The sequence below is a fragment of the Bifidobacterium sp. ESL0728 genome, from assembly GCF_029392015.1.
Lineage (GTDB): Bacteria > Actinomycetota > Actinomycetes > Actinomycetales > Bifidobacteriaceae > Bifidobacterium.
Genome location: NZ_CP113925.1, coordinates 595,582 through 622,527, shown reverse-complemented (window position 1 = coordinate 622,527; position 26,946 = coordinate 595,582). Strand labels below are relative to the sequence as shown.

Genomic DNA, 26,946 nt, shown 5'->3' with positions numbered 1-26,946 from the left:
TTTTGTCTGGCTGTTTGGGGCTACCAGGGAAAAGTAAGGAAGCAACTGATGAAGGCATCGCGGAAATCACAAGGTGAACATAGCATTCGTCTTGCCTTCAGACGCCTGAATTCGCAGACCAACCGCCGCTGGCTCACCCCCGTACTCGTGCTACTTCTGCTGCTTGGCATCGTCGCCGGCGCCATCATCATCAACACGTTGACGCGCACCCACGTCCACCTCGATGACGGCACGGTATGGGTCACTTCGCTCAAGGATCGCAAGGCCGCACGTTTCAACGTCAAACTCCAACAGGCCAACGGGGCCGTGGCCCCCACCACCCCCACTTTCGATGTCAGCCAGCACGACGACAACGTGATTTTGTCGGACGGGGCGAAGGCGCAAGGCATCCTCGCTTCGAATCTCGGCGTCCACGGCAAGGCCGAGGTCAGAAATTCCACTTCCACATTCATCGGCGGGTCCACCACAGCGTTTCTGAACCACAAAACCGGCAACGTCTGGGTCGGAGATTCAGACAATCTCGATTCCATCACCCCCAAGACCTCCGCCCCGCAGATGCAGCTCGGGGTCCACGGGCTTCTTGCGGTAGACCGCAACGGTGCGGTTTACGGGTATCGGCCTGCGGACGGCGCGGTCATCAAGATGGACGATGCACACAGCGTGCCAAAGACACTCAAATCCATCACCGACGGCAAAGAGACCAACGCCGACAGCTTCACCGTGATCGGCGACCGCCCGGTGATCGCCGCCAAGCAGAGCATCATGTGGCAGGGCGGCAGCGCACAAATCGATTCACGCGGTCCGGTGAGCTTGCAGGCCCCGGCCGTTGACAACGCCCAGGGCGACTGGGTGGCGGCGAGTGCCCGCAACGGCGTATTCACCGTTGATTTCAAGCACAACGACAAAACCGCCGCGTTCATGAACAAAGGCATGGCCGAAGTCGCACAGCCCGTCTCCTCCAAGGGTTGCGTGTATGCCGCCTGGTCGCAGCAGGCGCACAACTATATCCGCCTGTGCTCGGCCGACGGTGCGGCTGAGGCGAGCCAAGGCAAAGGCGACAACACCAAGGCGCAATGGCAGAGCCTGCAGTCCATATCCCCCACCTCGCAGCTCGTCTTCCGCACCAACCACCGGCTTGTGGTCTTGAACGACGTGACCAACGGCAACGTGTGGAACCCGGACCAGTCCAACAAGGTCATCAAGATCCAATGGCGTCAGATCGAAACGAAGAAGACCACCAACCAGCAGAAAAATTCCGATTCCGCCAACAACCAGACGCAGTTCAAACCCACCTGCTCCACCAAATCCGGTGAAATCAAGGCCGAAGACGACAACTTCGGCGCGCGCGTGGGCAGTCAGCAGATCCTCGACGTATTACGCAATGACGAACAGACGGATTGCTCCGTGCTGCACATCACCAAGGTCGGCCCCGTTTCGGGCGCAGGCATCACCGTGGCCCCCATCTACTCCGGCCGCTATCTGCAGCTCGACACCACCGGCGCGACCCCGGGCAAGACCAGTTTCACCTATGAAATCAACGACGGTCGCGGACAGTCCAGTTCCGCCACAGTCAACCTCACCATCACCGGCGGGACAGTCAACCAGCCGCCGGCCCAGACCGACACCCCTCCCGAATACGACGTGGAGCAGGGAGCCACCTTCACCGTCAACGCCCTGGGAAGCTTCACCGACCCTGAAGGTGACCCGATGACACTCGTCTCAGCCGTCGCCCAGAACAACAACCAGGTCGCCATCTCCACGCGCGCAGATGGCCAGCTCGTCTTCAACACCGGATCGCTCACCGGCGGCCGCGTGGGCGTGGAAGTCACCGTCTCGGACGGCATGCACACCGGAACCGGGCTTATCTTCTTCTCCGTACGCCCGGCCAATACACTGCCGGCGCTGATCGACGCGGTGACCAAGAACACGACGCCCGACACCTCCACCACCGTCGAACTCAAGCAATACGTGCACGGCACCAGCGCCCAGCCACCCGTGCTTTCGGCGGTCAACACCCCGACCGGCACCACTACATCCACCAATTCCGCCGATCTTTCCTTCACCTTCAAGGCCAGCAACCCCGGTACATATTACGTTCCGTACACCATCAGCCAGGGCAGCATCGAAGCCCAGGGCCTTGCACGCATGGAAGTACAGCCGGTGACAGGAGAATCCGCCAAGCCGATAGCGGCCAATGACGTGGCACTGCTGGGGGCCGACCGCACCGCCATCGTGGAGCCTCTGAACAACGACACCGACCCCATGGGCGGTGTGCTTTCCGTCACTTCGGTCGACGTCGACCCGAAGCTCGGGATCAAAACCGGACTGGTGGCCCATAAACGCGTCTATATGACCGCCCGTCAGATTCCCACAAAGCCGGTCAAACTGACATATACCGTAGCCAACGCGGCGGGTTCGACCCGCGGCACCATCGTGCTGCAGCCGCCGGCCCTGACCACCGCCAACGCGGCGCCGAAGGCCGCCAACGTCACCGCCAACGTGCGTACCGGCGGCATCGTCAGCGTCGATGTGATCGACCATGTCTCCCATGCCGACGGCACCACCGTGAAACTGCAGAACACCCTTCAGTTCAGCAAGAAGACCTTCAAGGGCCTCGTCTTCGTCTCCGGCGACGACGTACGTTACCAGGCCTCGAACACCCCCGGCGTCTATCCGGTGACCTATACGGTACGCGACAATCTGGGCAACGCGGCCTCCGGCATCATCACCATCACGGTGCACGCCAAGGACGCCAACAACAAGCCAGCCCCCACCCCACAGGACACGCAGGCCCAGGTGGCCGCCGGCCAGAAGGTGCGCATCCCCATCACCCTGACAGGTATCGACACCGACGGCGACGACGACACCCTGCTCGGCCTGGGTGACAAATCACCGAAGATGGGACGTATCGACGAGGTCGGAGCAAACTATATGGTCTATGAGGCCTATGGCGATTCGTCAGGAACCGACACTTTCTCTTACGCTGTAGAAGATTGGACCGGCCAGCGAGCCCAGGCCCAGATCCGCGTGGGCGTCTACAAGGGCACTTCGGATTCCGGCGTATACGCGCGTGATGACCAAGTGACGCTGCGACCCAACACGGAAGCCAATGTGCCGGTAACGCAGAACGACATCTCCGGCGACAACACCGATCTGAACGTCGATAAGAACCTGCAGATGCAGGGCATCGGCGGGGCCACCGTCGCCAACAACATGATCTCCTTCAAGACGCCGGCTCAAGCGGGAACGTCATATATCGTCTATACGGTCAAGGATAAGGCGGGGCTTTCCGACACCGCCACACTGACCGTGATCACCGACCCGAACGCGCCCATCGAGCCGCCCACGGCCTATGATTACCGCGTACCTTCCGCAGCGACGCTCGACAAGAAATCCGTCGACGTCGATCTCTCGCAATGGATTGCGAACCCTTCCGGCACCGCCGATGAGCTAAAGGTCGGCATCGACCCCACCGCCACCGACCACGCACACGTCAAGGGCGGGGCGAAGTCCACCACGGTGACCGTCGACCTTACCGATGAGGCCAGAAGCGTGCCCTACACGGTGACGAACACCACCTATCACGTCACTTCCACGGCCTTCGTGCAGGTGCCGCAGTACGGCGTTTTCCCGCCTATGCTGCGCCCGAAGGCACCACCGATCAAGGTCAACGCCAAGCGCAGCGTCAACATCGACCTCGCCGATTACGTGCGCGTCGGCCCCGGCAAGACCCCCTACGTCGACAAGGATTCGATCAGTGCCACCAAAAGCGACAATTCGGATTATTACGTCAACGACCAGACCCTGAAGTTCACCGCGCCGAAGGACTACGCCGGCCCGGCCTCCATCACGTTCACGGTCTCCGACGGCAAGCGCGACGACAACAGCAAGGACAAGAACGGATCGAAGCAGGCCAAGATCATCAACTCGTCCGTGCTGACACTGCCCATCACCGTCATCGGCCGCAACGTGCCGCCACCGACCTTCTCCGCCTCCACCATCAGCGTCGCTGCCGGCGAGGATGCCAAAACCATCGATCTGACGGCCCTGACCCATGCCCCCAGCGGCTTGGACGAGGACGAAACGGACTACAGCTATTCCGGCGGCGAGGCCTCCGGCTCCATCGAATCGCATCTGACGAGCAACGGCAAGCTGACGGTGAAGGCACCGACCGATGCCGCGGTAGGGTCGATGTCAAGCATCCCGATCACCATCAAATATTCCAACGGCACCGTTTCGGCGGGACTCACCGCGCAAGTCGTGCAATCCACACGTCCACTCGCTAAGATCTCGGGGGTCAGCAGGCGCATGAACGCAGGCGACAGCACCAACGTCGACATTCTCTCCGACGCGTTCAACCCGTTCCCCGACACACCGCTGACCGTGGTCAGCTGCCAGGCCGACGATACCGCGAAAATCAGGATCGACTGCGGTTCGAGGGGATCCATCGGCATTCATGCTGCCGCCGACATCGGCGCCTCGTCGAATACCGTGGTGGTCAACGTCCAGGACGCCACCAAGACCAAGGAACGCGAAGTCAGCGCCACCATCACCATCTCGGTGATCGACAAGCCCGACCCGCCGCTTCTTTCCCCGGTCGCCGGCCAACCCGCCGACGGCGCGGTGAACCTGAGCTGGACTCCCGGCTCGGCCAACGGCAGCCCCATCAGCGATTACGAAGTGGATTATGACGGCAATGCCAAGTCGTGCGGCGCCGTCACCACCTGCAACGTCACAGGGCTTACGAACGGCAGGAACTACAGTTTCAGCGTGCGTGCCAAGAACGAGGCCGGCTGGTCGAGGCCGTCGAACGGCGTCGACGCCATGCCCGACAAGGTGCCTGACGCCCCCGGCGGCATCAGTGTCACCGGCGATTATCAGAAGGTCACCGTCAATTGGGATGCCGCGAGCTATACCGGAACGAAGCCCGACGACTATCTCGTGACATTGAGCGACGGCCAGTCGAAACACACGAACGGCACCAGCCAAAGCATCTCGTTCAACATCAGCAATGGTGCCATCAGTGATGGAACCACCCTCAGCGCGAAGGTCCGCGGCCACAATCGAGCTGGCGATGGGCTGGTAGGCGAGTCCTCAAACTCCGGGACGCCCTGGGGCGACCCCGATCCGCCTAGCGTCACCTTGAGCCAGAAAGACGAGAACACGATGAAGGTGACGGCCAAGGCGAACAATATGCGCAACTCAGGCTGCGACAGCATCAATATCCAAGGTCAGGGATCCTTCGATTGCGACGCCGCCAGCACGACCTTCGAATTGAATGACGGCGATTACGGCAACCCGATGACCGTCAAAGCCACTGTCGTACCGAAAAAGAGCGCCGCCAACTCATCTGCCGACAGCAACTCCATAACCCCTGGCTATAGTGTCAAAACGCCGACCAACGTCACATTGAAACTAAATGGGAATTCCTGCAAGGTAAGTTGGCAGCCGAATGGGAGACACTCCGGATTTGCCATTACGGGATCCAGCAGCTCCACGGTAGACAAGGACAAGACCTCATACCAATACACGATCGGCGAATGGCAAAACTGCGGTTCCGAAAGCGTGGCACAGACGTTCAACAATGCCACCGGGACCGCGGTTCAAGCCACAAGTTCAGGCGACCTCACCTATAAGGTTCCTGCGAAATTTGCCAACATCAGCTTGACCTGGGGGGCGGATCACGACCACATCACCGTCGCCGGTTCGATCAATCCCTATGGGCAGGGCGGCACCACACAGATCCATATCTGGTCGGGAGATACGGAAAAGACATACAACTGGATCAATGGCTCGCTTGACGTTTCCGACCTACCCGATGCCTCAACGGGCGAAGGCTATACCTGGCAAGTAGAGGTAATCGGAAACGACCCTGCATTGAGCAGCAACACGGGTGACCCTGCCAACCACACCGTCAGCCAAACTCGCATACCAGCGCCGTTGCCACCAGCACCGAGTCCACCTAGCACGTCCTCCCCTAGCTCCCCTAGCTCCCCTAGCACGTCCACTCCCAGTACGTCAGGCGGCGAAGAAGTCGAATCGCAAAGCCTTGTCGACTACTTCCCCACCCTGCAGCGCATGATCACGCAACGCAGTCTCGCCATCGCGGCAAAACAGCAGGGAGCGACGCGATGAGCCCGGCCACAGGAAAGAATGATACCGACGCGAAATCGGCTGTGCCTTTTCGCGGCAACATTCGTGCACCCGAAAAGCAAGACGACAAAACAATCAATACATCAGTTACGATCAATCGGCTCATCACCATATCTAAGGAGAACCAATGAGCACACACAAGAGCGACCCATCCAATGATGAGACGAACATTTCGGACGCCACGCGCCTCTCCGACGCAACCCATCTGCCGCCGACCAGCGTAGACAACGAAGCCCCGCACGGCGGCAAAAGCGCGTTTCCGTCACTGCCAAAGCGTTCCAGGTTCAAAGGCCAGCCAAAACCAGAGCAGACCACCATCGATCCAAGCGACGACAGCACAGTACTGAGTTCCGTTCACGGCGTCAATGAAGACGAGACCATTTCGGAGGAAACCATACTGAGCACGTCGATGCCCGGCAACGGCGCCGAATCCCCGGTCCTGCCCACCGAAAACCCGTCAACCGCGGGCTTGGACGGCCAAGCCGACGGCAGCTATATCGCCCCGACGATCTCGGCAATACCCGCAGCTACAAATTCAATGCCCATCGCAGATAACTCAGTTACCGGCAAGACCACAGATACACCGCAAACCAGCGCTCTGCAAAGCGGATATCAGGCGCCATCCTCGGCGTCGTACGCGACGTCGGCGCCGGCAAGCACTTTCCAGGCACAACCATCCGCAGCGTCTTCCGTGAGTCAAGACTCGCTTTCGGCCCCCTATGCCTCGGCCTCGCCGGTCTCAAGCATCATCACACCGCCGAATGACTCCATCCTCGATTTCAAGCGTTCCTTCGACGCTTTGGTCGACAACATCGGCAAGGTCGTGGTCGGCAAGCCCGAACCCATCAAACTGTGCGTCACGGCCCTGATGGTCGGCGGGCACGTGCTCTTGGAAGACAACCCCGGCACCGGCAAAACGCAGCTGGCGCGAGGCCTGGCCAATTCCATCGCCACCTCGTTCAAGCGTATCCAGTTCACCCCTGACCTTCTGCCGAGCGACGTGGTCGGCGTGACCTTCTACGACCAGAAATCCGGTGAATTCGAATTCCGAGAAGGCCCGATCTTCGCCTCCATCGTACTGGCCGACGAAATCAACCGCGCCTCGCCGAAGACCCAGTCCGCGCTGCTGGAAGTCATGGAGGAGCAGAAGACCACCGTCGACGGCAAGACCTACCCGATGCCACAGCCGTTCATCGTCATCGCCACCCAGAACCCGTTGGAGCAGCTCGGCACTTACAAACTGCCCGAGGCCCAGATGGACCGCTTCCTGATCAAGACCTCCGTCGGCGCCCCCGGCCACGACGTGTCGATCGGCATTCTGCGTGACATCGACATCACCGACCGCGCCGATACCGTTTCCGCAGTTTTGAGCGGTGACGACATCATCAGACTGCGCAAGACCGCCAAGGAGGTGCGCGTCGACGACCGCATCCTCGAATACATCGAACGCCTGGTCGAGGCCACCAGGCTGAGCGAAAAGCTTCGTGTGGGCTCCTCCATGCGTGGCGCGTTGGCCTTGACCCGTTGCGCCCGCATCTGGGCCGCCGCCGACGCACGCGACTACGTGCTCCCCGACGATGTGCAGGATCTTGCGGTGCCGGTGCTCGCCCACCGCATCATCTTGAACGCCGAAACCGCGTTCAAGGGCGAAACCGCCGAGCAGGTCGTCGCGCAAATCGTCGAGTCCGTCCCGGCGCCTGCCATGGGAGCCTGAAAGTAACACCATGCACTTTTCCAGAAACCGACACCAACCGCAGGCGACGCCGCCCGGTTTTTCCGCCTCCGCCAAGAATGGAGCCATGGCGGTAAGTACCAGCGGCCAAAGCCAAAAAGTCCGCCGCCTCAAAGGCCGCAGACCCAGCCTGGTACAAAACAACACCCGCCTTGCGCATGTGATGCTCAAGGCGCGGCACAACGCAGTGAGATTGCGCAAGAGGCTGCCCGGTTGGCTCACCGCGTACGTCTCGCCGCTCGGTTGGTCGGTCACGGGCCTGGCTGTGGTTGCGCTGGCCGCGTTCCCTGCCCTGGGATGGCACGAGCTGCTGGTCTGCGGTGTCATCGGTCTGGTCATGCTGGTCTGCGGCATCGCGATGTCTTTAGGTAATACAAAATTCCATGCGACACTGTCCGTTTCGGATAACCGCATCACCGTTGGTGACAGCGTCAAGGTAGATGTCAACATCTCCAACCCCGGCAAAAGCCCGACCGTCAGCGTGCTCGGCGACCTGCCGATGGGCGAGATGCATCAGCGATTCCGCATTCCCGCCCTCGCCCCCGGCAAGGCCAAAGACGAGCAGGTCGAGTTCCGAGCCACTTCGCGCGCGATCCTTCCGGTCGGACCGCTGAAAATCAGCAAGGGTGATCCGTTCGGCATCGTCCGGCACGAGCAGTCGCTTTCGCAGTCGGTTCAGGTCTTTATCCATCCCCAAACCGTTTTCCTCAATTCCCTTGATTCCGGCATTTTCCGCGACCTCGAAGGTAGCCCCTCCGGCCAGGTGGTCGATGACGACCTCGATTTCTACGGCCTGCGCGAATACCGCCCCGGCGACGACATGCGCAACGTCCACTGGCTTTCGTCGGCGAAAACCGGCACGATGATGGTGCGGCAATACGAAGCCACCAAACGCACCGACACTTCCATCACCTTGGGCGTCAACCCCACCGATTACTCGACCGAAGACGAATTCGAGCTGGCCGTCAGCGTCGCCGCCTCCATCGGCACCGAATGCCTGATCGAAGACCGCCCGTTGGCCATCCAAGCCGCCGCGGATTCCCTGATTCCACGCACAGCGATGCCGTTCCTCGACTGGATGAGCGGGGTCAAACCGGATATGGACGAGAATCCGAACCTCGCCGTCGCCACGCTTGCCAACAGCCCCGGTGCCTCGTTCTATTTCTTCGTCATCGGCTCGGGGACGAAGCTCGAACGCCTGCGCCGCATCGCCGCCGCGCTGAGCCGCGAATCCATCTGCGTCATGCTGCAGATCGACCCCATAACCGGCAACGCCATTCACCAATACGATGACTTCACCCTGGCCACGCTTTCCTCCCTTGACGACCTTCCGTTGATCATGGAGGCGCTGAAATGAGCGGCACCAATCCTATGAGCAATTCCTTTGATCAGGCGATCAATCCGACAGGCCGACCGAACCCAAGCCGACCAAACGGACCCGCTGCCGCATCCGTCTCCGCTTCGGCCGCAGACGACCTGCCCGATTTCACCGGCACCACCAACGCCACCGGCACATGGGCGAGTACCACCCGCACCCCAATCGCATTGACCGCCACCAGCGACGGCCAGCGCCAGATATTCGTCACCGTGCGCCGGCCCTGGGCCACCGCCTCCATCGGCGCATTGCTCGTCCTCCTCACCGTCTGCCTCAATTCCGCCAATCTCATCGATGTCTATGGCAACGTTCTGGTCTGGGCCATGGCAGCGATTCCGGCAGCGGCTCTCGGCGCGTTGATTGCCCTGGCCGGGGTCAATCCGGCACTGAAGCTTTGGTGGCAGATCGTTTTTCTGGTCCTCTCCCAGTTCCTGATCGGCCCCATCATCGCCCTGAACGACACCACCATCGCGCATATCGTGCCGAGCCTCAATACCATCACGCAAGGGTTCACGCAGACCTTCGGCGCGTTCAAATATGTCATCGCGGTCATTCCCCCGCTTGGCAACGCCAACGGCAGCCTGATGGCGCTGTGGACGCTGAATCTCTGGACGGCGTTCCTCGCAGGCGTTTTCGCGGTTTCGGCGAGCAACAAGATCAACCTGATCACCATCTTCCCGTTGGCGCTGAACCTCGCGGTAAGCGCGCTTCTGGGAACCGCTTACGGCACGTTGCGTCCGGTCTGCAGCATCATAGCGATGCTGGCATTGGTCATTTGGTTGGCTTGGCGCTGGCAGTCGCTGGATATCCGCCGACCGGTAAGCATGATCATTATCGTCATCCTTGCCGTCGGTCTCGCCTTCGGCGCGACCCTCATCGTTCCCCAGCACCGTCTGACACTCCGTGACCGCTACAATCCGCCGCTCGACCCGCACCAATACACGAGCCCATTGAGTGATATGCGCTCCTACGTCAAATACCACAAGAAGGAAACGCTGCTTTCGGTTTCGGGACTTCCCGCCGGCACGCCGGTACGTCTGGCAGTGATGGACCGCTTCGACGGCAACGTCTGGAACCTCTCGGATTCCACCGATGCCAGCGATTCCTCGGATTACCGCAAGATCGGCAGCGGCATCGCCAACAGCACGCAAGGCGAGCATTTCAAGGCCACTTTCAAGGTCCACAAAGGCTTCTCCGAGCAATGGCTGCCCTTGGCGGGCGATGCGACGTCCATCGGGATGAATACCCAGGACTTCTATTACAACATGGGCACCCATTCGGCCATCGTGCCGAACACGGCACTGGGCGGGCAGACCTACACCGAATCCGGCGTGATCGCCGACCTGCCGAGCCAGCAGCAGATTGTCCACGCCCACGCTGAACGTATTACACAACCAGAGGCGAGGGACATTCCCGACAGCGCCAGCAAACTCGCCCCGGGTCTGACCGGCAAACAGTCCAGCGACGGCGCCACGGCGCAGACACTGGCCACGGCACTGAAGACCAAAGGCTGGTTCTCCCACGGCCTTGCCGGAGATTACCCGTCGCTTCCCGGCCACGGCAATTTCCGCATCGACTCCATGCTCGGCGGCACCGCGATGGTCGGCGACAGCGAGCAGTACGCTTCGGCGATGGCGATGATGGCCCGCGAGCTGAACCTCCCCTCGCGCGTGGTGCTAGGTTTCATTCCGAAAGACAAAGACGGCAACATCACCAAGTCGCGTACCACGCATGCCAAGAACGGCGTCAGCGAAACGAACTTCACCGGCAACGACATCGAGGCTTGGGTCGAGATCAACTTCAAGGATTACGGCTGGGTTCCCTTCTATCCCACGCCCAAGGAAACGAAGATCCCCAACAAGAACCAGGACCTGACCCCGCCGAACCCGAAGACCCTCGTGCGTCAGCCTCCGGTGCCGTTGGTCGATCCTCTGCACGACCAGAACCAGGCCCGCGATCAGTCCTCGCTTGACGGCGCGGATGCCGGCGATCAGAACGGCAACGCCACATTGATGAGGATTCTCGAAATCACGGAAAAGGTGGCCATCTACGGCAGCCCACTGTGGACCATCCTCATCATCTGCGGACTCATCCTGCTCATCAAAGCGATCCAACTGGCCGTCATGGCCCGTCGCGGCAGTTCGGAGCAACGCATCGCCTCCGGATGGAAGGCCATCGACATGCTCGCCGACCAGAGCGGCATCAAGACCTCCGGCACGCGCCGACATCAGGTCGCCCAGATCGACAAGGCGTTGAAGGAAGCAACACAAGGCACAACCGGTGCATCGACTGCTGCAGCACCTGCAATGTCCCCCGTCGCTCAACAGACGGCAGCGACCACACGCAAGGCCCAAAAAGCCGCCAAGAAAGCAGCCAAGAAAGCAGCCAAAGCCCGAAAAAAGAAGTCCTCCAAAGGGCGCCCGATCGATCTCGATCAGCTGAAGTTGCTTTCCCGCGAGGCCGATTGGGTCGCCTTCTCCGGCAAGAAACCCGAAGAGGAGGCTTGCAAGGATTACTGGAAGCGCGTCAAGGCGATGCGCAAAGCCATCCTGGCCGACCAGCCGCGTATGCGTCGTTTGCGTACCCGGCTTTCGCTCAAAGACGTCTTCCACATGCCGCACCTCAATCTCAAACGATTCAAGAAGGCCGGTTCTTCGAGTGCTGCGGGCGGCTCAGGTCCCGTTAAGCGTTCAGATTCGGCACGGGCTTCAAACGCGAAAGCCCGCAAAGCCGGCAAATCCATCAAAAACGGCAAAAAGAGGCCAGGCAAAACCTCGAACGCAAATGCGACAAAAGGCGCGTCTATACTGACAGATATGCATTCGAAACGCAAATCCACCGCACGGAAAGGTCGCTGATTATGTCTGAACATCCACACATTCGTGCAGCCATGGGCAGCGACATCGGCCGAAGGCGGCACAACAACCAAGACAGCGGGGTCAACGAACCTGGTATCTATATGGTCTGCGACGGCATGGGAGGCGGTGTCGGCGGCGAACGCGCGAGCGCACTGACCGCCGAGCACTTCAAATCCCTGGCCCGGGAACCCATCAGGTCGCGGCAAATCATTGAATCAGCGTTGGACGCAGCGCAGCACGACGTCTCTGAGCTGGGTCATAAACTCGGCGGTGTCGCCGGGACCACGGCCACAGGCATCATCCTCCCCGCCCGTCCTGCCGATGATGGCAGTGAGCAGGCCCCGCTTTGGTACGTGGTCAATGTCGGCGATTCCCGCACCTATCATTTCGACATCGATGTCGGGGGCAATGCGGTCGCGTCCTCGATCAGCCATATCACCAAGGACCATTCCCAGCGCCAGCAGGCCATCGATACGGGACTGATGTCGCCGCAAATGGCCAACGCGACCATTCCCCGCAACGTCATCACCCAGTGCATCGGTGCGCCGCAAGGTATCAAGCCTGATTTTTATGCCGTGGTGCCGTCCGGCCGATTCATCGTCTGTTCCGACGGGCTGTATTCCGAAGTCGCCGACGCCGAAATCGCAAAAATCAGCCAAGCGAACCCAAATTCGCAACGTGCGGTTGAAGCGCTGATTGGAGCCGCGCTTAAGGCCGGCGGGGATGACAACATCACCGTCATTGTCGTTGACGTGTGGCCTGACGCTGCCGATGATGAGCCGTGGCACGCCAGTAAACTCGATGACGGAGAGGAGCTGGAGACCATCGGGGACGTCACCCTCGACAGTCTGCACACATAAATTACATCAATTCGTCGATTTGCGTTTCATGCGTGTATCATCCGCGAGACATAACGGAAATCAAACGATATAATCGGTTGTTAGTGAAGTAGTATATATCGATAACACAAGCCGATGAATTCGAGCATTCATCCGATAAGAAAGAGAAGTGAAGCAGATGGTTGATTACGACACCGCCGTCGCCGTTGTTCAGGATTCCGAGGCAGACCCGATCATGCTGGCGAAAGTCGCCTACGAAAACCCTGATTTCGGCGCAAATGTGGCCGCAAACCCGCGTGCCTACCCGGGGCTGAAGCGCTGGATCGCCCAGTTCGGCGACAACCGCGCCCGCGAGACGCTCAAATCCATGGGCTTCGAGGTCCCCGACCAGGGCGTATCGCCTCAAGAGGCACCGGCCCAACAGGCCGCGCCGCAGCAGACTTCCCCCACTTCGTATTACGGCCAGCCGCAGATGCAGCCACAGGCTTCGACAACGTATATCACCGATCAGCAGGCAGCGGGTGGCCAGTACACAGTCGCGAATCAGTACGCGGCGCAACAGCAACAGCCGGGCGTTGCACCCCAGGGCTACACCCAGCAGATGCCCGCCACAACGAACGCCTACGGCTACACCGCCGAGCAGGCTTTGGATCCGAACACCGACCAGATGACCATCGCCAGCATCGCCCAATACGCCCCCGAGCTACGCCCGTGCCTGGCCCGCAACCCCAACACCTACCCGGAGCTCTTGAACTGGCTCGCCCAGCTGCACGACCCGGCCATCGACGCCGCCTTGGCCACGAGACAATAGCACTTAAAAGATCATTGAGCCCGATAATTGTTGTGGGTTGGTTTGCTCTCGCAGTAATCGGGCTGAATGATAACTCATAAAAATAATGGATGTCCCGCTACCCTACGTAATCGTTAGGTAGCGGGACATCCGTTATTTCATGTGGTACTACATTTCTGAAGCAGGCTTTGCCGCAGGCTTGGCAGCCGAAGCACAACTCAGTCTTTGACTTCGGTGAGCTTGAAGAACTGGTCGCCGATACGCAGGGTCGTGGGAGCCTTGAGCAGAACCGGGCTGTCTTTGACCTGCTGCTCGTGGTCGTCTTCGACGATATACGTGCCGTTGAGCGAACCGTAATCCTCGATCCAGAGCGCACCGTCCTTGTCGTAGCTCACGGCGGCGTGGTTGCGCGAAACCGTGCGCGTCGGATCGGCGAGCTTGATGGACATCGCGCCTTTCGGTACGTTGGCCGAAACGTTGCGGCCCAGCAAAGCGCTTTTGGTCAGTTCGATATCCTGGCCGGTGGCATCGTTGTGCAAACGGTAGCGCTTCTTCGGCTTCTCGGCCATGAACGCGCTGGAAAGCACCGTTCCATCCCAATCCTCGATTTCGCCTTCGCTATTGGTGCGAGGGGCCGAGGAAGTCCATGAATCATCGGCGGCAGGCTTCTGCTCCGCAACGGCCTCGTCTACCAGCGTTTGCGGGGTCTGCGCCGCACTCGAATCCTGCGTAGACTCAGTGGCCACGCTGTGATTTTCGGATGCAACAGTGGCGTCATCGTCGTACCAACCAAGCTCTGGTGGCGGCGGAAAAGGCAAAGTGCTCATAATCACAATGCTACCGCAGAACCGCAACATTCAGGTAATGATGCCGGAGTGCATCCACCAGATAACCACGGTTGCATAAACCACCATACAAAATGATGCTTCTATACCATCTTGTCTGCCTTTAACCGGTCACTACTGCCGTCGACGTTGATTTTTCACGTCCAAAACACGCGTGCAGAGGCACTCAATGATCTGTCAGGGGCACGACCTGCGACCAACGGGACATAGATACGAATTTGTCCCGGTGCGCGCTAACGCATCGGGACAAATCCAGCCGTCTGAACTACACGGCTTTTGAGATCAACTGACCCACAGATTAGGCCTGCGAGGCGGAACTGTCGGTTCCGGTTCCGGTTCCTGTGTTGGTGTCAGTGCCGGAGCCTGCACCGAAATCGGTGTCTCCACCGAGCTCAGTTGCTCCGCCCTGATCGTTGAGGAAGTCATCGGGGTTGAAGTCGTCGCCGAGCTTCAGGTCGCCGAAGTCGATATTGGAGAAGTCCATATCGTCCATGCCACCCTCGCCGAAGTCGGTGCCAGCGGTATCTCCGCCCAAGCCGAAGTTCGGGTAGATGGTGTCGCGGATGGCCTTGTCGGGTTCGACCGTCGCGTTGCGATAACGCGCAAGGCCGGTGCCGGCAGGGATGAGCTTGCCGATGATGACGTTCTCCTTCAAGCCCTTGAGCTCGTCGGACTTCTGCTCCAAAGCAGCCTCCGTCAAGACACGGGTGGTCTCCTGGAACGAAGCGGCGGAGAGCCAGGAATCGGTGGCCAGCGAAGCCTTGGTGATGCCCAGGAGCTCCGGACGACCGGCAGCAGGCTTGCCGCCTTCCTTCACGGCCTTCATATTGGCGTCGCGGAACTTGGACTGGTCGACCAGCTCGCCGGGTAAGAGGCTCGTGGTGCCGGAATCGATCACCGTGATGCGGCGAAGCATCTGGTGGACGATGACCTCGAGGTGCTTGTCGTGGATATCCACGCCCTGGGAGCGGTACACGTCGTGCACGCCCTCGACGATGTTGACCTGCGCTGCGCGGGGTCCCAAGATGCGAAGAATCTTCTTCGGATCGACGGAGCCTTCGATCAGCTGGGTGCCGGTGTCGACGTGGTCGCCGTCCTTGACCAGAAGCGGCGCGCGACGGGTCACCGGGTAGGTGATCGGGTCGATGGTCGTATCGTCCGGGGTCAGCGTGACCTGGCGGCCGTGGTCGGAATCCTCGACCTTGACGGTGCCCGGGTATTCCGTAATCGGCGCCTCGCCCTTAGGCGTACGCGCCTCGAAAAGCTCGGTGACACGGGGAAGACCCTGGGTGATATCGGAAGCGGAAGCGACGCCGCCGGAGTGGAAGGAACGAAGCGTAAGCTGCGTGCCAGGCTCGCCGATGGACTGCGCCGCGACGACGCCGACGGCTTCGCCGACATCGACCAAGCGATTGGTGGCCAGCGACCAGCCATAGCACTTCGCGCACACGCCGCGCTTGGACTCGCAGGTCAGCACGGAACGGGCCTTGACCTCTTCGACGCCGTGAGCGACCATGTCGCGCAGCACGTCCATGGACATGGCGTCATCGCGCTTGTAAAGCACGGTCTTGCCGTCCTTCGGGTCGATGACATCTTCGGCCAGCAGACGGGAGTAGGGGCCGCCGTCCGCGTCCTTGACGAGCACGAGATTGCCGTCCTCATCGCGGTCGGCGATCTTGATTGCCAGACCCTTCTTGGTGCCGCAGTCCTCTTCGCGAACGATGACCTCCTGGGCCACGTCGACGAGACGACGGGTCAGGTAGCCCGATTCCGCGGTACGAAGCGCGGTATCGGCCAGGCCCTTACGGGCGCCGTGCTGGGAGATGAAGTACTCCAAGACGGAGAGGCCTTCACGGTAGTTGGACTTCACCGGGCGGGAAATAATCTCGCCCTTCGGGTTTGCCACCAGGCCTCGCATACCGGAGATCTGGCGAATCTGCATCCAGTTGCCACGGGCTCCGGACTGCACCATGATGTTGACGTTGTTGTCGTCCTTGAAGTTATCGCGCATGGCGTCCGCGACCTTGTCGGTGCATTCGGTCCACAGGTTGATGAGCTCCTGACGGCGTTCCTCTTCGGTCAACAGACCCATGTCGTACTGGTCGTTGACCTTGTCGGCCTGGCCTTCGTAGTCGTGGATGATCGAGAGACGTTCCGGCGGCTCGACGATGTCGGAGAAGGACATCGTGACGCCCGACCAAGGAGCGCGGGTGAAGCCGAGATCCTTCAGGGCGTCCAGCGTGGCGGCCACCTGAGCGGTGGAGTAACGCGTGGCGATGTCGTCGACGATCGTGGAGAGCTTGCCCTTGGCGACCTGCTCATTGATGAACGGGTAATCGACAGGCAGGGTCTCGTTGAACTTCAGGCGGCCGTAAGAAGTGGCGAAGAGGTAGGAACCGTCCTTGAAACGCTCTTCCTTGACCACATCGGGGCTGCCCGGCTCAGGGTCGGTGACCTTCAATTCACCGGGTTCCCAATCGGTGGGGAGCACGAAGTCCTTGGGCAGGCGCACGAGCACCTTGGCCTGCACATCCACGTCGTGGCGGTCGACGGCCATGCGCAGTTCCTCAGGTGTTCCGAGTACACGGCCCTGGCCCTTGGCACCTTCCACGACGGTGGAAAGGAAGTAAAGGCCCAGAATCATATCCTGGCTCGGCATCGTGACGGTGTGGCCGTCTGCCGGCTTCAGAATATTGTCGGAAGCCATCATCAAGGAACGGGCCTCGGCCTGTGCCTCGACGCTCAGCGGAAGGTGGACGGCCATCTGGTCGCCATCGAAGTCCGCGTTGAACGCGGCGCAGGCGAGCGGCGGCAGGTGGATGGCCTTGCCCTCGACCAGAATCGGTTCGAAGGCCTGAATGCCGAGCCTATGCAGCGTAGGCGCACGGTTCAGGAGCACCGGGTGCTCGCTGATGACGTCTTCAAGCACGTCCCAGACGGACGAATCCTGACGGTCGACCAAGCGCTTCGCGCTCTTCATGTTCTGCGCGTAGTTCTGATCCACGAGCTTCTTGATGACGAAGGGCTTGAAGAGCTCCAGGGCCATCGGCTTCGGCAGACCGCACTGGTGCATACGCAGGGACGGGCCGACGACGATCACGGAACGGCCGGAATAATCCACGCGCTTGCCGAGCAAGTTCTGACGGAAACGGCCCTGCTTGCCCTTGAGCATGTCGCTCAGGGACTTCAGCGGGCGGTTCGAAGCGCCGGTGACGGGGCGGCCACGACGGCCGTTGTCGAACAGGGAGTCGACGGCTTCCTGCAGCATGCGCTTCTCGTTGTTGAGCATGATCTCGGGAGCGCCGAGCTCGATGAGCCTCTTCAAACGGTTGTTGCGGTTGATCACACGACGATAAAGATCGTTCAGGTCGGAGGTGGCGAAACGGCCGCCATCGAGCTGCACCATCGGGCGCAGATCCGGAGGAATGACCGGAATGGCGTTAAGCACCATCGCCTCGGGCTTGTTGTCCGTGGTGAGGAAGGCGTTGACCACCTTCAAGCGCTTCAGGGCGCGGGCCTTGCGCTGGCCGGAGCCGGTGTCGATCTCTTCGCGCAGTTCCTTGGCGGCGCCTTCGAGGTCGAAGTCACGCAGACGCTTCTGAATGGCCTCGGCACCCATGGAGCCTTCGAAATAATCGCCGTAACGGTCGACCATTTCCTGCCACAGGTCCACGTCGCCCTCCATGTCGCCCGGCTTCAAGGTCTTGAAGCGGTCGAACACGGCAGCAAGACGCTGCGCCTGATCGTCGTAACGCTGGCGGATGGCCGCCATCTCGCGCTCGGCGGAGTTGCGGATCTTGGATTTGGCGCTGCCCTTGGCATCGCCGCTCGCCTCAAGCTCCGCCATGTCGGCTTCGAGCTTCTTGGCGCGTTCCTCGATCTCGTTGTCGCGGCGCTTGTTGAGCTGCGCGATCTCGGTGTCGAATTCGTCCTGCAGATCCGGCAGATCCTGCTGGCGCTGCTCTTCGTCCACACTCGTGACCATGTAGGCCGCGAAGTAGATGACCTTCTCCAGGTCCTTCGGAGCGATGTCGAGCAGGTAGCCCAAGCGGCTCGGCACACCCTTGAAGAACCAGATGTGCGTTACCGGTGCGGCCAGCTCGATGTGGCCCATGCGCTCGCGGCGGACGCGGGATTTGGTGACCTCCACGCCGCAGCGCTCGCAGACGATGCCCTTGAAACGGACGCGCTTGTATTTGCCGCAGGCGCACTCCCAGTCGCGGGTCGGTCCGAAGATCTGCTCTCCGAACAGGCCGTCCTTCTCGGGCTTCAAAGTTCTATAGTTGATGGTTTCCGGCTTCTTGACTTCGCCGTAGCTCCACTTGTGGATGTCCTCGGTAGTGGCGAGTCCGATCCTCAGTTTGTCAAATGCGTTGACGTCCAGCACTATGTTGTCCTGTCTTCCAATTGGTAACAATTACGATTTTCGGCCGGCGTGCCTTCGCTTGGTTATCTATTATTTGTTTGCCAAGCCCCGGGCTAAGCCGTATGTTTTTTAGCGTTGCCTCTAGCGGTATTCCGGCTGAGGTGCCGCCTGATCGTCCTTGGCCGAGGCGTCCGGGCGGGCGCCAATGTTGAAGCCGAGATCGTTGGAGTTGCCCACAGGGTCGTCCTCCGCGTCGTTCAGGTCGATGGCCACGCCGTCGGCGTTGAGTACTTCGACGTTGAGCGAGAGGGACTGCATTTCCTTAAGCAACACCTTGAAGGATTCGGGAATGCCGGCCGGCGGCAGGTTCTCGCCCTTCACGATGGCACCGTAGGCGCGCACGCGGCCGTCGACGTCATCGGACTTGGTGGTCATCATCTCGTGCAGCGTGTAGGCGGCGCCGTAGGCCTCGAGGGCCCACACCTCCATCTCGCCGAAGCGCTGTCCGCCGAACTGTGCCTTGCCGCCCAGCGGCTGCTGGGTGATCATGGAGTACGGGCCGGTGGAACGCGCGTGGATCTTGTCGTCCACGAGGTGGTGCAGCTTGAGCATGTACATATAGCCCACGGAAATCGGCTTCGGGAAGGGCTCGCCGGTACGACCGTCGAACAACGTCGCCTTGCCGTCTTCGCTCACGAGCTTGTTGCCGTCGCGGTCGGGAAGGGTGCTGCGAAGCAGGCCTTGGATCACATCGGGACGCACGCCGTCGAAGACGGGGGTGGCCACCGGAGTACCCGGGTCGCCGTGCTCGGCGCCCTGCGGCACGTACTTCTTCCATTCGGCCTCGAGATCCGGGTCGAGCTTGATGTCCCAACCGGCGTGAGCGATCCAGCCCAGGTGCAGTTCCAGCACCTGGCCCAGGTTCATACGGCTAGGCACGCCCAGAGGGTTCAACATGATGTCGATCGGGGTGCCATCGGGCAGGAACGGCATGTCCTCTTCCGGAAGGATGCGGGAGATGCAGCCCTTGTTGCCATGGCGGCCGGACATCTTGTCGCCCACCGTGATCTTGCGGTGCTGGGCGATGTAGACGCGAATCATCGAATTGACGCCGTTCGGCAGCTCGTCGCCGTCCTCTTCGGCCTCGTCGCGGGTGATCTCCTTGATGGAGATGACCGTGCCGGTCTCGCCGTGAGGCACACGCAGCGAGGTGTCACGCACTTCGCGGCTCTTCTCACCGAAGATGGCGCGGAGCAGTCGCTCCTCAGGGGTGAGCTCGGTCTCGCCCTTGGGCGTGACCTTGCCGACCAGGATGTCGCCGGCCTCGACCTCGGCGCCGATGCGGATGATGCCGCGCTCGTCCAAGTTGGCCACCGCTTCCTCGCCGACGTTCGGCAGATCGCGGGTAATTTCCTCGGCACCGAGCTTGGTGTCGCGGGCGTCGATTTCATATTCTTCGATGTGGATCGAGGAATAGGTGTCGTCCTTCACCAGACGCTGGGAAATGATGACGGCGTCCTCGTAGTTGTAGCCATTCCAAGGCATGAACGCGACCAGCACGTTCTTGCCCAAGGCCAGCTCACCCTTTTCGGTGGCCGAGCCGTCGGCCAGGACGCTGCCGCGCTCGACGCGTTCACCGTCATGAACCAGCGGAACCTGGTTGTAATTGGTGGTCTGGTTGGAACGCTGGAACTTGGCAAGCTTGTAGCTCGACTGGGTTCCGTCGTCGTTCGTGACGCGAATGATATCCGCGGAAACGTAGGTGACCACGCCGTCTTTCTCGCTCAGGATGGTGTCGCCGGAATCGTAGGCGGTGCGCCATTCGGCGCCGGTGCCCACCAGCGGACGCTCACTCTTGACGAGCGGAACGGCCTGACGCTGCATGTTGGTGCCCATCAGTGCTCGGTGGCCCTCATCGTGCTCCAGGAACGGAATCAGCGAGGCGCCGACGGAAACCATCTGGCGCGGGGAGACGTCCATGTAGTCGACTTCGGAGACGGGCACATCGACGGCCTCGTCCTCGCCTGCACGCACAAGTGCGGTCTTCTCGACGAAGTTGCCGTTCTCGTCCAGCTTCTGGTTGGCCTGGGCGATGACGTGTTCGGCATCGCGGTCGGCGGTCATGTATTCGATGTCATTGGTGACGTGACCATCGACGACCTTGCGATACGGGGTCTCGATGAAGCCGAACGGATTGACGCGGCCGAAGGTCGCAAGCGAGCCGATAAGGCCGATGTTCGGGCCTTCAGGGGATTCGATCGGGCACATGCGTCCGAAGTGGGACGGGTGAACGTCGCGAACCTCCATGGAGGCGCGGTCGCGCGAAAGGCCGCCGGGGCCCAACGCGGAGAGACGACGTTTGTTGGTCACGCCGGAAAGCGGATTGTTCTGGTCCATGAACTGCGAGAGCTGGGAGGTTCCGAAGAACTCCTTGATGGTCGCATTCACGGGGCGGATGTTGATCAGGGACTGCGGGGTGATGGCCTCGGCGTCCTGAGTTGTCATACGCTCGCGAACCACGCGCTCCATACGGCTCAGGCCGGTGCGCAGCTGGTTCTGGATCAGCTCGCCGACCTGGCGGATACGACGGTTGCCGAAGTGGTCGATATCGTCGGTTTCGACGCGAAGGTCGACCTTCTTGCCGTCACGCTTGCCAGGGAAGGTCTTGTCGCCGGCATGCAGCGCCACGAGGTACTTGATGGTGGCGATGATGTCTTCGCGCGAGAGGCTGCGATCGGTCGGATCGGCTTCAAGGCCGAGCTTGCGGTTGATCTTGTAGCGGCCGACGCGTGCGAGGTCGTAACGATGGTTGTTGAAGTAGAAGGACTCCAGCAGGTTCTTGCCGGCTTCCGGGGTGGCGGTGTCGGCAGGGCGAATCTTGCGGTAGAGGTCGGTCAGGGCCTCGTCCTGCGTGTTGATGGTCTCTTTTTCGAGGGCATCGAGCACGAGCGGATAATCCTTGAAGGACTTGGCGATCTCGTCCTTGGTCATGCCGATGGCCATGAGGAAGACGATGGCGGACTGCTTGCGCTTGCGGTCGACGCGCACGCCCAAAACGTCACGCTTGTCGATCTCGAACTCGAGCCATGCGCCGCGCGACGGGATGATCTTCGCGCCGAAGACTTCCTTGTCGCTGGTGCGGTCCGGCGTGCGATCGAAGTAGACGCCCGGGGAACGCACGAGCTGCGAGACGATGACGCGCTCGGTGCCGCCGATGATGAAGGTGCCGTGCGGGGTCTGCAGCGGGAAATCGCCCATGAAGACGGTCTGGCTCTTGATTTCGCCGGTGTCGCCGTTCTCGAATTCCGCGTTGACATAGAGAGGTGCGGAATAGGTGTAATCCTTCTCCTTGCACTCCTGGACCGTATGACGCGGTTCCTCGAAGTACGGGTCGGAGAATGTCAGGCTCATGGTCTGCGCGAAGTTCTCGATCGGGGAGATCTCCTCGAAGACTTCCTGCAGGCCGGAAGTATGGGCCACGTTGTTGGTGCCGGCCTTGATGTCGGCTTCGGCCTTCTTCTTCCAGCGTGCGTTACCGATGAGCCAATCGAAGCTATCGGTCTGCACCCCCAGAAGGTAGGGCACATCGATGGGTTCCCTGATGGAACCGAAATTCACACGGTCCGACGCCTTATGCAACTTGATGTCGTGCTCATCGGCGCGTGCGATGACTTGTGTGGTGTTCGTCTTGAGCTTATTTTCAGCCAATGGACGTTCCTTATCGCTCGCTTGATCTTTATTCAATATTCTTATCGAGGAAACGCGCCGCAAACGGCTATACTACGCGGGCGCTTCGTCGTTAGAGCATGCCCGCAATATGACACACCTTATGCAAAATATTCATTATACACGGAAGAAAGACAATATGGCAAGTATGTCACAGGCACATCGTAAGTGAGCTGACACTTCCGAACCGCACGGGAAGAACAGCACAATGAAGAAATCCGCAGGAATATCAAGAAATCTTGATTTTTTAAAAATTCAAGGTTTTGGATTCGTAGGCAAAACTTTACTTCGATAAACTCGATTATGTAATAGTCGGCAGGAATTCTGGAAATCGAAGGAGTGACATTTTATGGGAGAGGACACGCAGCAACAGCCTCAAGGCGAGATAGTCCTGTATCAGTAGGAAGGCCAGAACGTTCCGGTGCAAGTGACGTATCGAGACGAGACGTTCTGGATGGCTCAAAAGAATATAGCTGAGCTATTTGGTGTCAAAATACCGATTATCTCGAAACATTTGGGGAATATATATGCAGAGGGTGAACTTGATGAAAAAGCAACTGTTTCCAAAATGGAAACAGTTCAAAACGAAGGCGGCAGAACGGTTCGAAGGGAAATCACTTTCTATAATCTCGACGCCATCATCGCCGTCGGCTACCGGGTGAATAGCAGGCAGGCCACCAAATTCCGCCAGTGGGCCACGGCAACGCTGAAGGAATACGTGGTCAAGGGATTCGTGCTCAACGACGACATGCTCAAGAACGGGCAACAGTTCGGCAAGGATTATTTTGATGAATTGCTTGTCCGCATTCGTGACATCCGTGCCAGCGAACGAAGGTTCTATCAGAAGGTCACGGATCTGTTCCAAGATATCAGCGTCGATTATGACCCGAAATCGCAGACTGCCCGCGACTTCTTCGCCAATATCCAGAACCGCTTCCATTACGCAGTGAACGGACACACCGCCGCTTAAAATCATCGACGAACGCGCCGATGCTTCTAAGCCAAATATGGGGCTGACCAGTTGGAAAGGATCACCCGACGGCCGTATCCATTCAAGTGACGTTACGGTCGCCAAGAACTATCTGAATGCTGACGAGATTGACCAACTCAATCAGCTGGTGTCGGGCTTTCTCGATGCGGCGGAACTTAGGGTTCGCAATCATACCATCACTACGATGGCCGATTGCGCGGCGCTTTGTGAACAGTATATTTCCCTGACCGGCGGCAAAGCACTGGAAGGCAAAGGCCGTAGAAACAAGAAGCAGGCTGACCAAAAAGTTAAAGACGAGTTCCGCAAATTCAACAAAACGCAGGAATCCGATTTTCATCGTTTCGTCAAACAAGTTCAGAATAAAGTAAATACCACTAAATAGGACCGAGCCAAGATGTTCGTGCAACCTCTGCCCCATACCTTTTTATTGGCAAATCTTTTGAATGATTTGCCAAGCCGATACGCAAACAATAGAATCTCGATTCAGTAGATCACGATTCCACTGTTTGCGACGAAACGCATCATAGCCCGAACGAAGTGGCGAGCCAGGGCAGTTTCCTGCTGCGGTTGGCGCGTGCGAGCCATTGCAGGCTCACGGTCTCGAACACCTGTCCCACGTAGGTGTCAAGCAAGGGGCCGAACGCCGTGCTCCGGACGATGAGATCACCGTCGCCGGCCTCGATCTCGTTGATGTTGGGGCCGCAGAGTGCACAGACGAAAAGTCGGGGATGCCAGAAGGCGCTTCGCGAAATAAAATGCCTAATTCCAGAATCGCAAAGAATTGCCGCGACATAATTAATCGAATGTGATATATCTTATAAAATGACGTCGATAACGATCAACTTGGCACCTTTAGGTATCATAGTATGATTAGATTTGATATCAGGGCGATAATTACTGGGAATTTAGATTGTATCGGAAGACCTCATGAGAAGAATCATGGTACTTGGCGCGGGCTATGCGGGCCTGCACGCGGTGAAGCAGCTCCTCGCGCTTCAACCCAACGCAGAAATCGTGCTGGTCAATAAGGATGTTTACCACTACGACACCGCAAGACTGCACGAAGTGGCCGTGGGAAGAACCGACCCGTCCGAAATCAGCTTCAACCTCCGCGAAACCATTGATCCACGGGTGGGCCTCATCGTCGACGAAGTGATGAGAATCGACCATGACATCAGGGCCGTCGAACTGCGAAACAATGGACTGGTCTTCTACGATTACCTCATCAACGCGCTGGGCGGGGCGCCCTCGACGTACGAAGTTCCGGGAGCGACCGGCAACGTACTCCCGCTTATCACGCTCAACGACGCCATGATCGCGCACAGCCATATCGAACGGGTGCTCACGGATTATCGCATCAGCCGAAACCCTTACGATCTGCGCATCGCGGTGTGCGGCGACGGGTTCTCCGCCGTCGCCTTCATAGCCGCGCTGGTGCATCAGCTACCGGACCTGGCGAAAAAATTCGGCATACCAGCCGATAAATTCGAAGTCCACTGTTTCGCCTCCAATCCCAAGCCTCTCTATCGTTTCGACCCCAAACTCACGGAATGGATCCTGGAGGACCTGCAGAACAGCAACGTCATCTTCCATGGCTCTTCGCGTGTCACGAAAGTCGAGCCGGGCACCGTGTTCGCCGGCAATCAGTCATTCCACGCCAACACCATCGTCTGGGCTGCCGGAATCCGGGGTAGCGGAGTGGTTCCGATCTCGGGCTATGCGCAGAAATTCAACCGTGTCATCGTTCGCGACGACCTGTCGGTGGTCGAAGCCGACGGGGGCTGGCCACGCGAATTCGTAATCGGCGACGTTTCGGCTGTGCCGAACCCGGAAACCGGCCGCGTCTACCCTGCCAGTGCCCAGCTCGCCATCCAACAGGCGGATTGCGCGGTCTCCAACCTCGTCTCCCTGCTCAACGGCGGCCGCACCTACAGGTTCGTTTTCAAACCCTACGGCACGATTCTGCCGCTCGGTCCGCACTCGGGCGTCGCCCAACTTGAGGATTCCAAAGGCAACTACACCCGGCTCAAGGGGGCCAAGGTACGACTGCTCATCAACAGGATGAACAAATATTTCAGGGACTCCATCGTCTAGGCATACTTCGGCCTCAAGCAATTCGCGATCATTCGGGGCCTTGGGCCGTTGGAAGGTTCGACCATTCACGGTTCCGGATTATTCGAATTTCAGGCATACCTCAATTATTCAAGACGTATTACCGCTTATTTGACGATAACCGGAACCTTTTCGCTTTTCACGCCAGGATGGCCTTTGAGACTCAGCTGGGCCAAGTAGGTGCCGCGACGGACACGCGGAAGCTGGTCATCGGGAACGCAGGTGGCGCCGGTCTTGTCTGCCGGCCAGGTGATTTTCTGCACGTCCTTGTCGCCTTTGGCCATGAGCAGATTGCGCGGATCGGCAGGGCAGGCAGCCGAACTCCAGATGGTGTCACCGGTATCGGCGTTGGAAGTCTGATCAGCGTCACTGTCATCATCTGAATCTGAATTAGTCTTTGAAGACGAACCGGACTTGGAGCCCGATTTCGAATTCGAGCCCGATTTCGCGCCGGAACCGTTCCCGCCATCGGAACCTGAGCCGGAGTTTGAACTCGCGCCTGAACCGGCATCAGAAATCGATGAAATCGTCAGGATACGCGAGGCGTTCGAAGCGTCGACCACGCAGGAATCACTACCCTCGTAACGAATGGTCGCCTTGAAGTCCAACGAACCGCCGAGCTCCACACTTTGCGAAGCGGGGCTCAGTTCCAGTTTGACGTCTTTCGCGCCGCATTTCCTGACACCGCTCTGGTTGGCCTGATTATTTTTATCATTATCGGACTTTTCTGTTTTCTTGGCCGGTGCCTTTTTATGATTGCTGGAAACCGAGCTTGAAGCGGACTGCCCACCATGCCCGCCATATGTGGCAATAACCTTGGTCGCGAGCGCATAGATGCCGAACCCGATCAGCGCCAGAAGTACCAGAGCGACCACACCCACGACGATGCGGCGGCGAAGATAGACGCGCTGCATCTCCTTGCTGGGCTGGCGCTTGTTCCTGCGCTTCTGCGGTTGCTGAGAGGTCATAGCACCCCAGTGTAAACGTCGCGGCTGAATTCGGCGTCCATTCCGCTGGCTTCACGAACCGATCATCAATTGCAATGCGCACGTGGTTCTGTCGGTTTCGTCTATATACCGCTAGTTTTCGTACGTTTTGAACCGCCAAAACATACGTTTCTTCGCACTATTGTCTTGTCAGCAGCAGGATACATACGCTA

15 protein-coding genes are annotated in these 26,946 nt (G+C 59.5%); 10 read left to right on the top strand and 5 right to left on the bottom strand.

Annotated elements, in window-relative coordinates; all coding sequences use genetic code 11:
• The first annotated feature begins 48 nt into the window (after window positions 1-48).
• From OZX67_RS02070 to OZX67_RS02040, 7 genes are all read left to right on the top strand, one after another.
• The gene (locus tag OZX67_RS02070; protein WP_277143716.1) at window positions 49-6,135 is read left to right on the top strand and encodes an Ig-like domain-containing protein; all 6,087 of its coding nucleotides are present in this window, start codon (window positions 49-51) and stop codon (window positions 6,133-6,135) included.
• The gene (locus OZX67_RS02065; protein ID WP_277143714.1) at window positions 6,132-6,284 is read left to right on the top strand and encodes a hypothetical protein; all 153 of its coding nucleotides are present in this window, start codon (window positions 6,132-6,134) and stop codon (window positions 6,282-6,284) included. Before OZX67_RS02070 ends, OZX67_RS02065 begins: the two co-directional genes overlap by 4 nt.
• Window positions 6,281-7,867, top strand: a complete 1,587-nt coding sequence (locus OZX67_RS02060; RefSeq protein ID WP_277143712.1) for an AAA family ATPase — start codon at window positions 6,281-6,283, stop codon at window positions 7,865-7,867. The genes OZX67_RS02065 and OZX67_RS02060 overlap by 4 nt, the downstream gene beginning before the upstream one ends.
• 85 nt (window positions 7,868-7,952) lie before the next feature.
• Entirely contained in the window at window positions 7,953-9,242 is a 1,290-nt protein-coding gene (locus OZX67_RS02055; RefSeq protein ID WP_348519609.1) for a DUF58 domain-containing protein, read from the top strand.
• A complete protein-coding gene (locus OZX67_RS02050) occupies window positions 9,239-12,118 on the top strand; it encodes a transglutaminaseTgpA domain-containing protein (protein ID WP_277143710.1) in 2,880 nt (959 codons plus the stop codon). Before OZX67_RS02055 ends, OZX67_RS02050 begins: the two co-directional genes overlap by 4 nt.
• Window positions 12,119-12,120: 2 nt before the next feature.
• Window positions 12,121-12,978: a serine/threonine-protein phosphatase gene (locus OZX67_RS02045; RefSeq protein ID WP_277143708.1), complete on the top strand. Its 858-nt coding sequence runs from the start codon at window positions 12,121-12,123 to the stop codon at window positions 12,976-12,978.
• 157 nt (window positions 12,979-13,135) lie between these two features.
• Window positions 13,136-13,768: a hypothetical protein gene (locus tag OZX67_RS02040; RefSeq protein ID WP_277144842.1), complete on the top strand. Its 633-nt coding sequence runs from the start codon at window positions 13,136-13,138 to the stop codon at window positions 13,766-13,768.
• Window positions 13,769-13,965: 197 nt separating this feature from the next.
• Here OZX67_RS02040 and OZX67_RS02035 read toward each other — a convergent pair whose 3' ends face one another.
• The 3 genes from OZX67_RS02035 to rpoB all read right to left on the bottom strand — a co-directional run bounded on the left by OZX67_RS02035 (window position 13,966) and on the right by rpoB (window position 22,666).
• Window positions 13,966-14,574, bottom strand: a complete 609-nt coding sequence (locus tag OZX67_RS02035; protein ID WP_277143707.1) for an FHA domain-containing protein — start codon at window positions 14,572-14,574, stop codon at window positions 13,966-13,968.
• A 316-nt stretch (window positions 14,575-14,890) separates the two neighbouring features.
• Entirely contained in the window at window positions 14,891-18,979 is a 4,089-nt protein-coding gene (locus tag OZX67_RS02030) for a DNA-directed RNA polymerase subunit beta' (RefSeq protein ID WP_277143705.1), read from the bottom strand.
• A 120-nt stretch (window positions 18,980-19,099) separates the two neighbouring features.
• Complete coding sequence (rpoB, locus tag OZX67_RS02025) at window positions 19,100-22,666, bottom strand: DNA-directed RNA polymerase subunit beta (protein ID WP_277143703.1); 3,567 nt, start codon at window positions 22,664-22,666, stop codon at window positions 19,100-19,102.
• A gap of 586 nt (window positions 22,667-23,252) precedes the next feature.
• Between rpoB and rhuM (OZX67_RS02020) the strand changes: the two genes are divergently transcribed.
• Together rhuM (OZX67_RS02020) and rhuM (OZX67_RS02015) are read left to right on the top strand one after the other, a co-directional pair.
• A complete protein-coding gene (gene rhuM, locus OZX67_RS02020) occupies window positions 23,253-23,654 on the top strand; it encodes a RhuM family protein (protein ID WP_277143701.1) in 402 nt (133 codons plus the stop codon).
• A 37-nt stretch (window positions 23,655-23,691) separates the two neighbouring features.
• Window positions 23,692-24,057 carry a RhuM family protein gene (gene rhuM, locus OZX67_RS02015; protein WP_277143699.1) on the top strand — a complete coding sequence of 122 codons (366 nt, stop codon included), beginning with the start codon at window positions 23,692-23,694 and terminating at the stop codon, window positions 24,055-24,057.
• A 139-nt stretch (window positions 24,058-24,196) separates the two neighbouring features.
• On the opposite strand, the gene OZX67_RS02010 is transcribed toward rhuM (OZX67_RS02015), so the two are convergent.
• Entirely contained in the window at window positions 24,197-24,367 is a 171-nt protein-coding gene (locus tag OZX67_RS02010; RefSeq protein ID WP_277144839.1) for a DUF234 domain-containing protein, read from the bottom strand.
• A 235-nt stretch (window positions 24,368-24,602) separates the two neighbouring features.
• On the opposite strand from OZX67_RS02010, the gene OZX67_RS02005 reads away from it, so the two are divergent.
• Window positions 24,603-25,769, top strand: coding sequence for an FAD-dependent oxidoreductase (locus tag OZX67_RS02005; RefSeq protein ID WP_277143697.1), 1,167 nt, complete (start codon window positions 24,603-24,605; stop codon window positions 25,767-25,769).
• A gap of 125 nt (window positions 25,770-25,894) precedes the next feature.
• Here the strand turns inward: OZX67_RS02005 and OZX67_RS02000 are convergent, their stop codons facing one another.
• Window positions 25,895-26,755 carry a hypothetical protein gene (locus OZX67_RS02000; protein WP_277143695.1) on the bottom strand — a complete coding sequence of 287 codons (861 nt, stop codon included), beginning with the start codon at window positions 26,753-26,755 and terminating at the stop codon, window positions 25,895-25,897.
• Window positions 26,756-26,946: the final 191 nt, after the last annotated feature.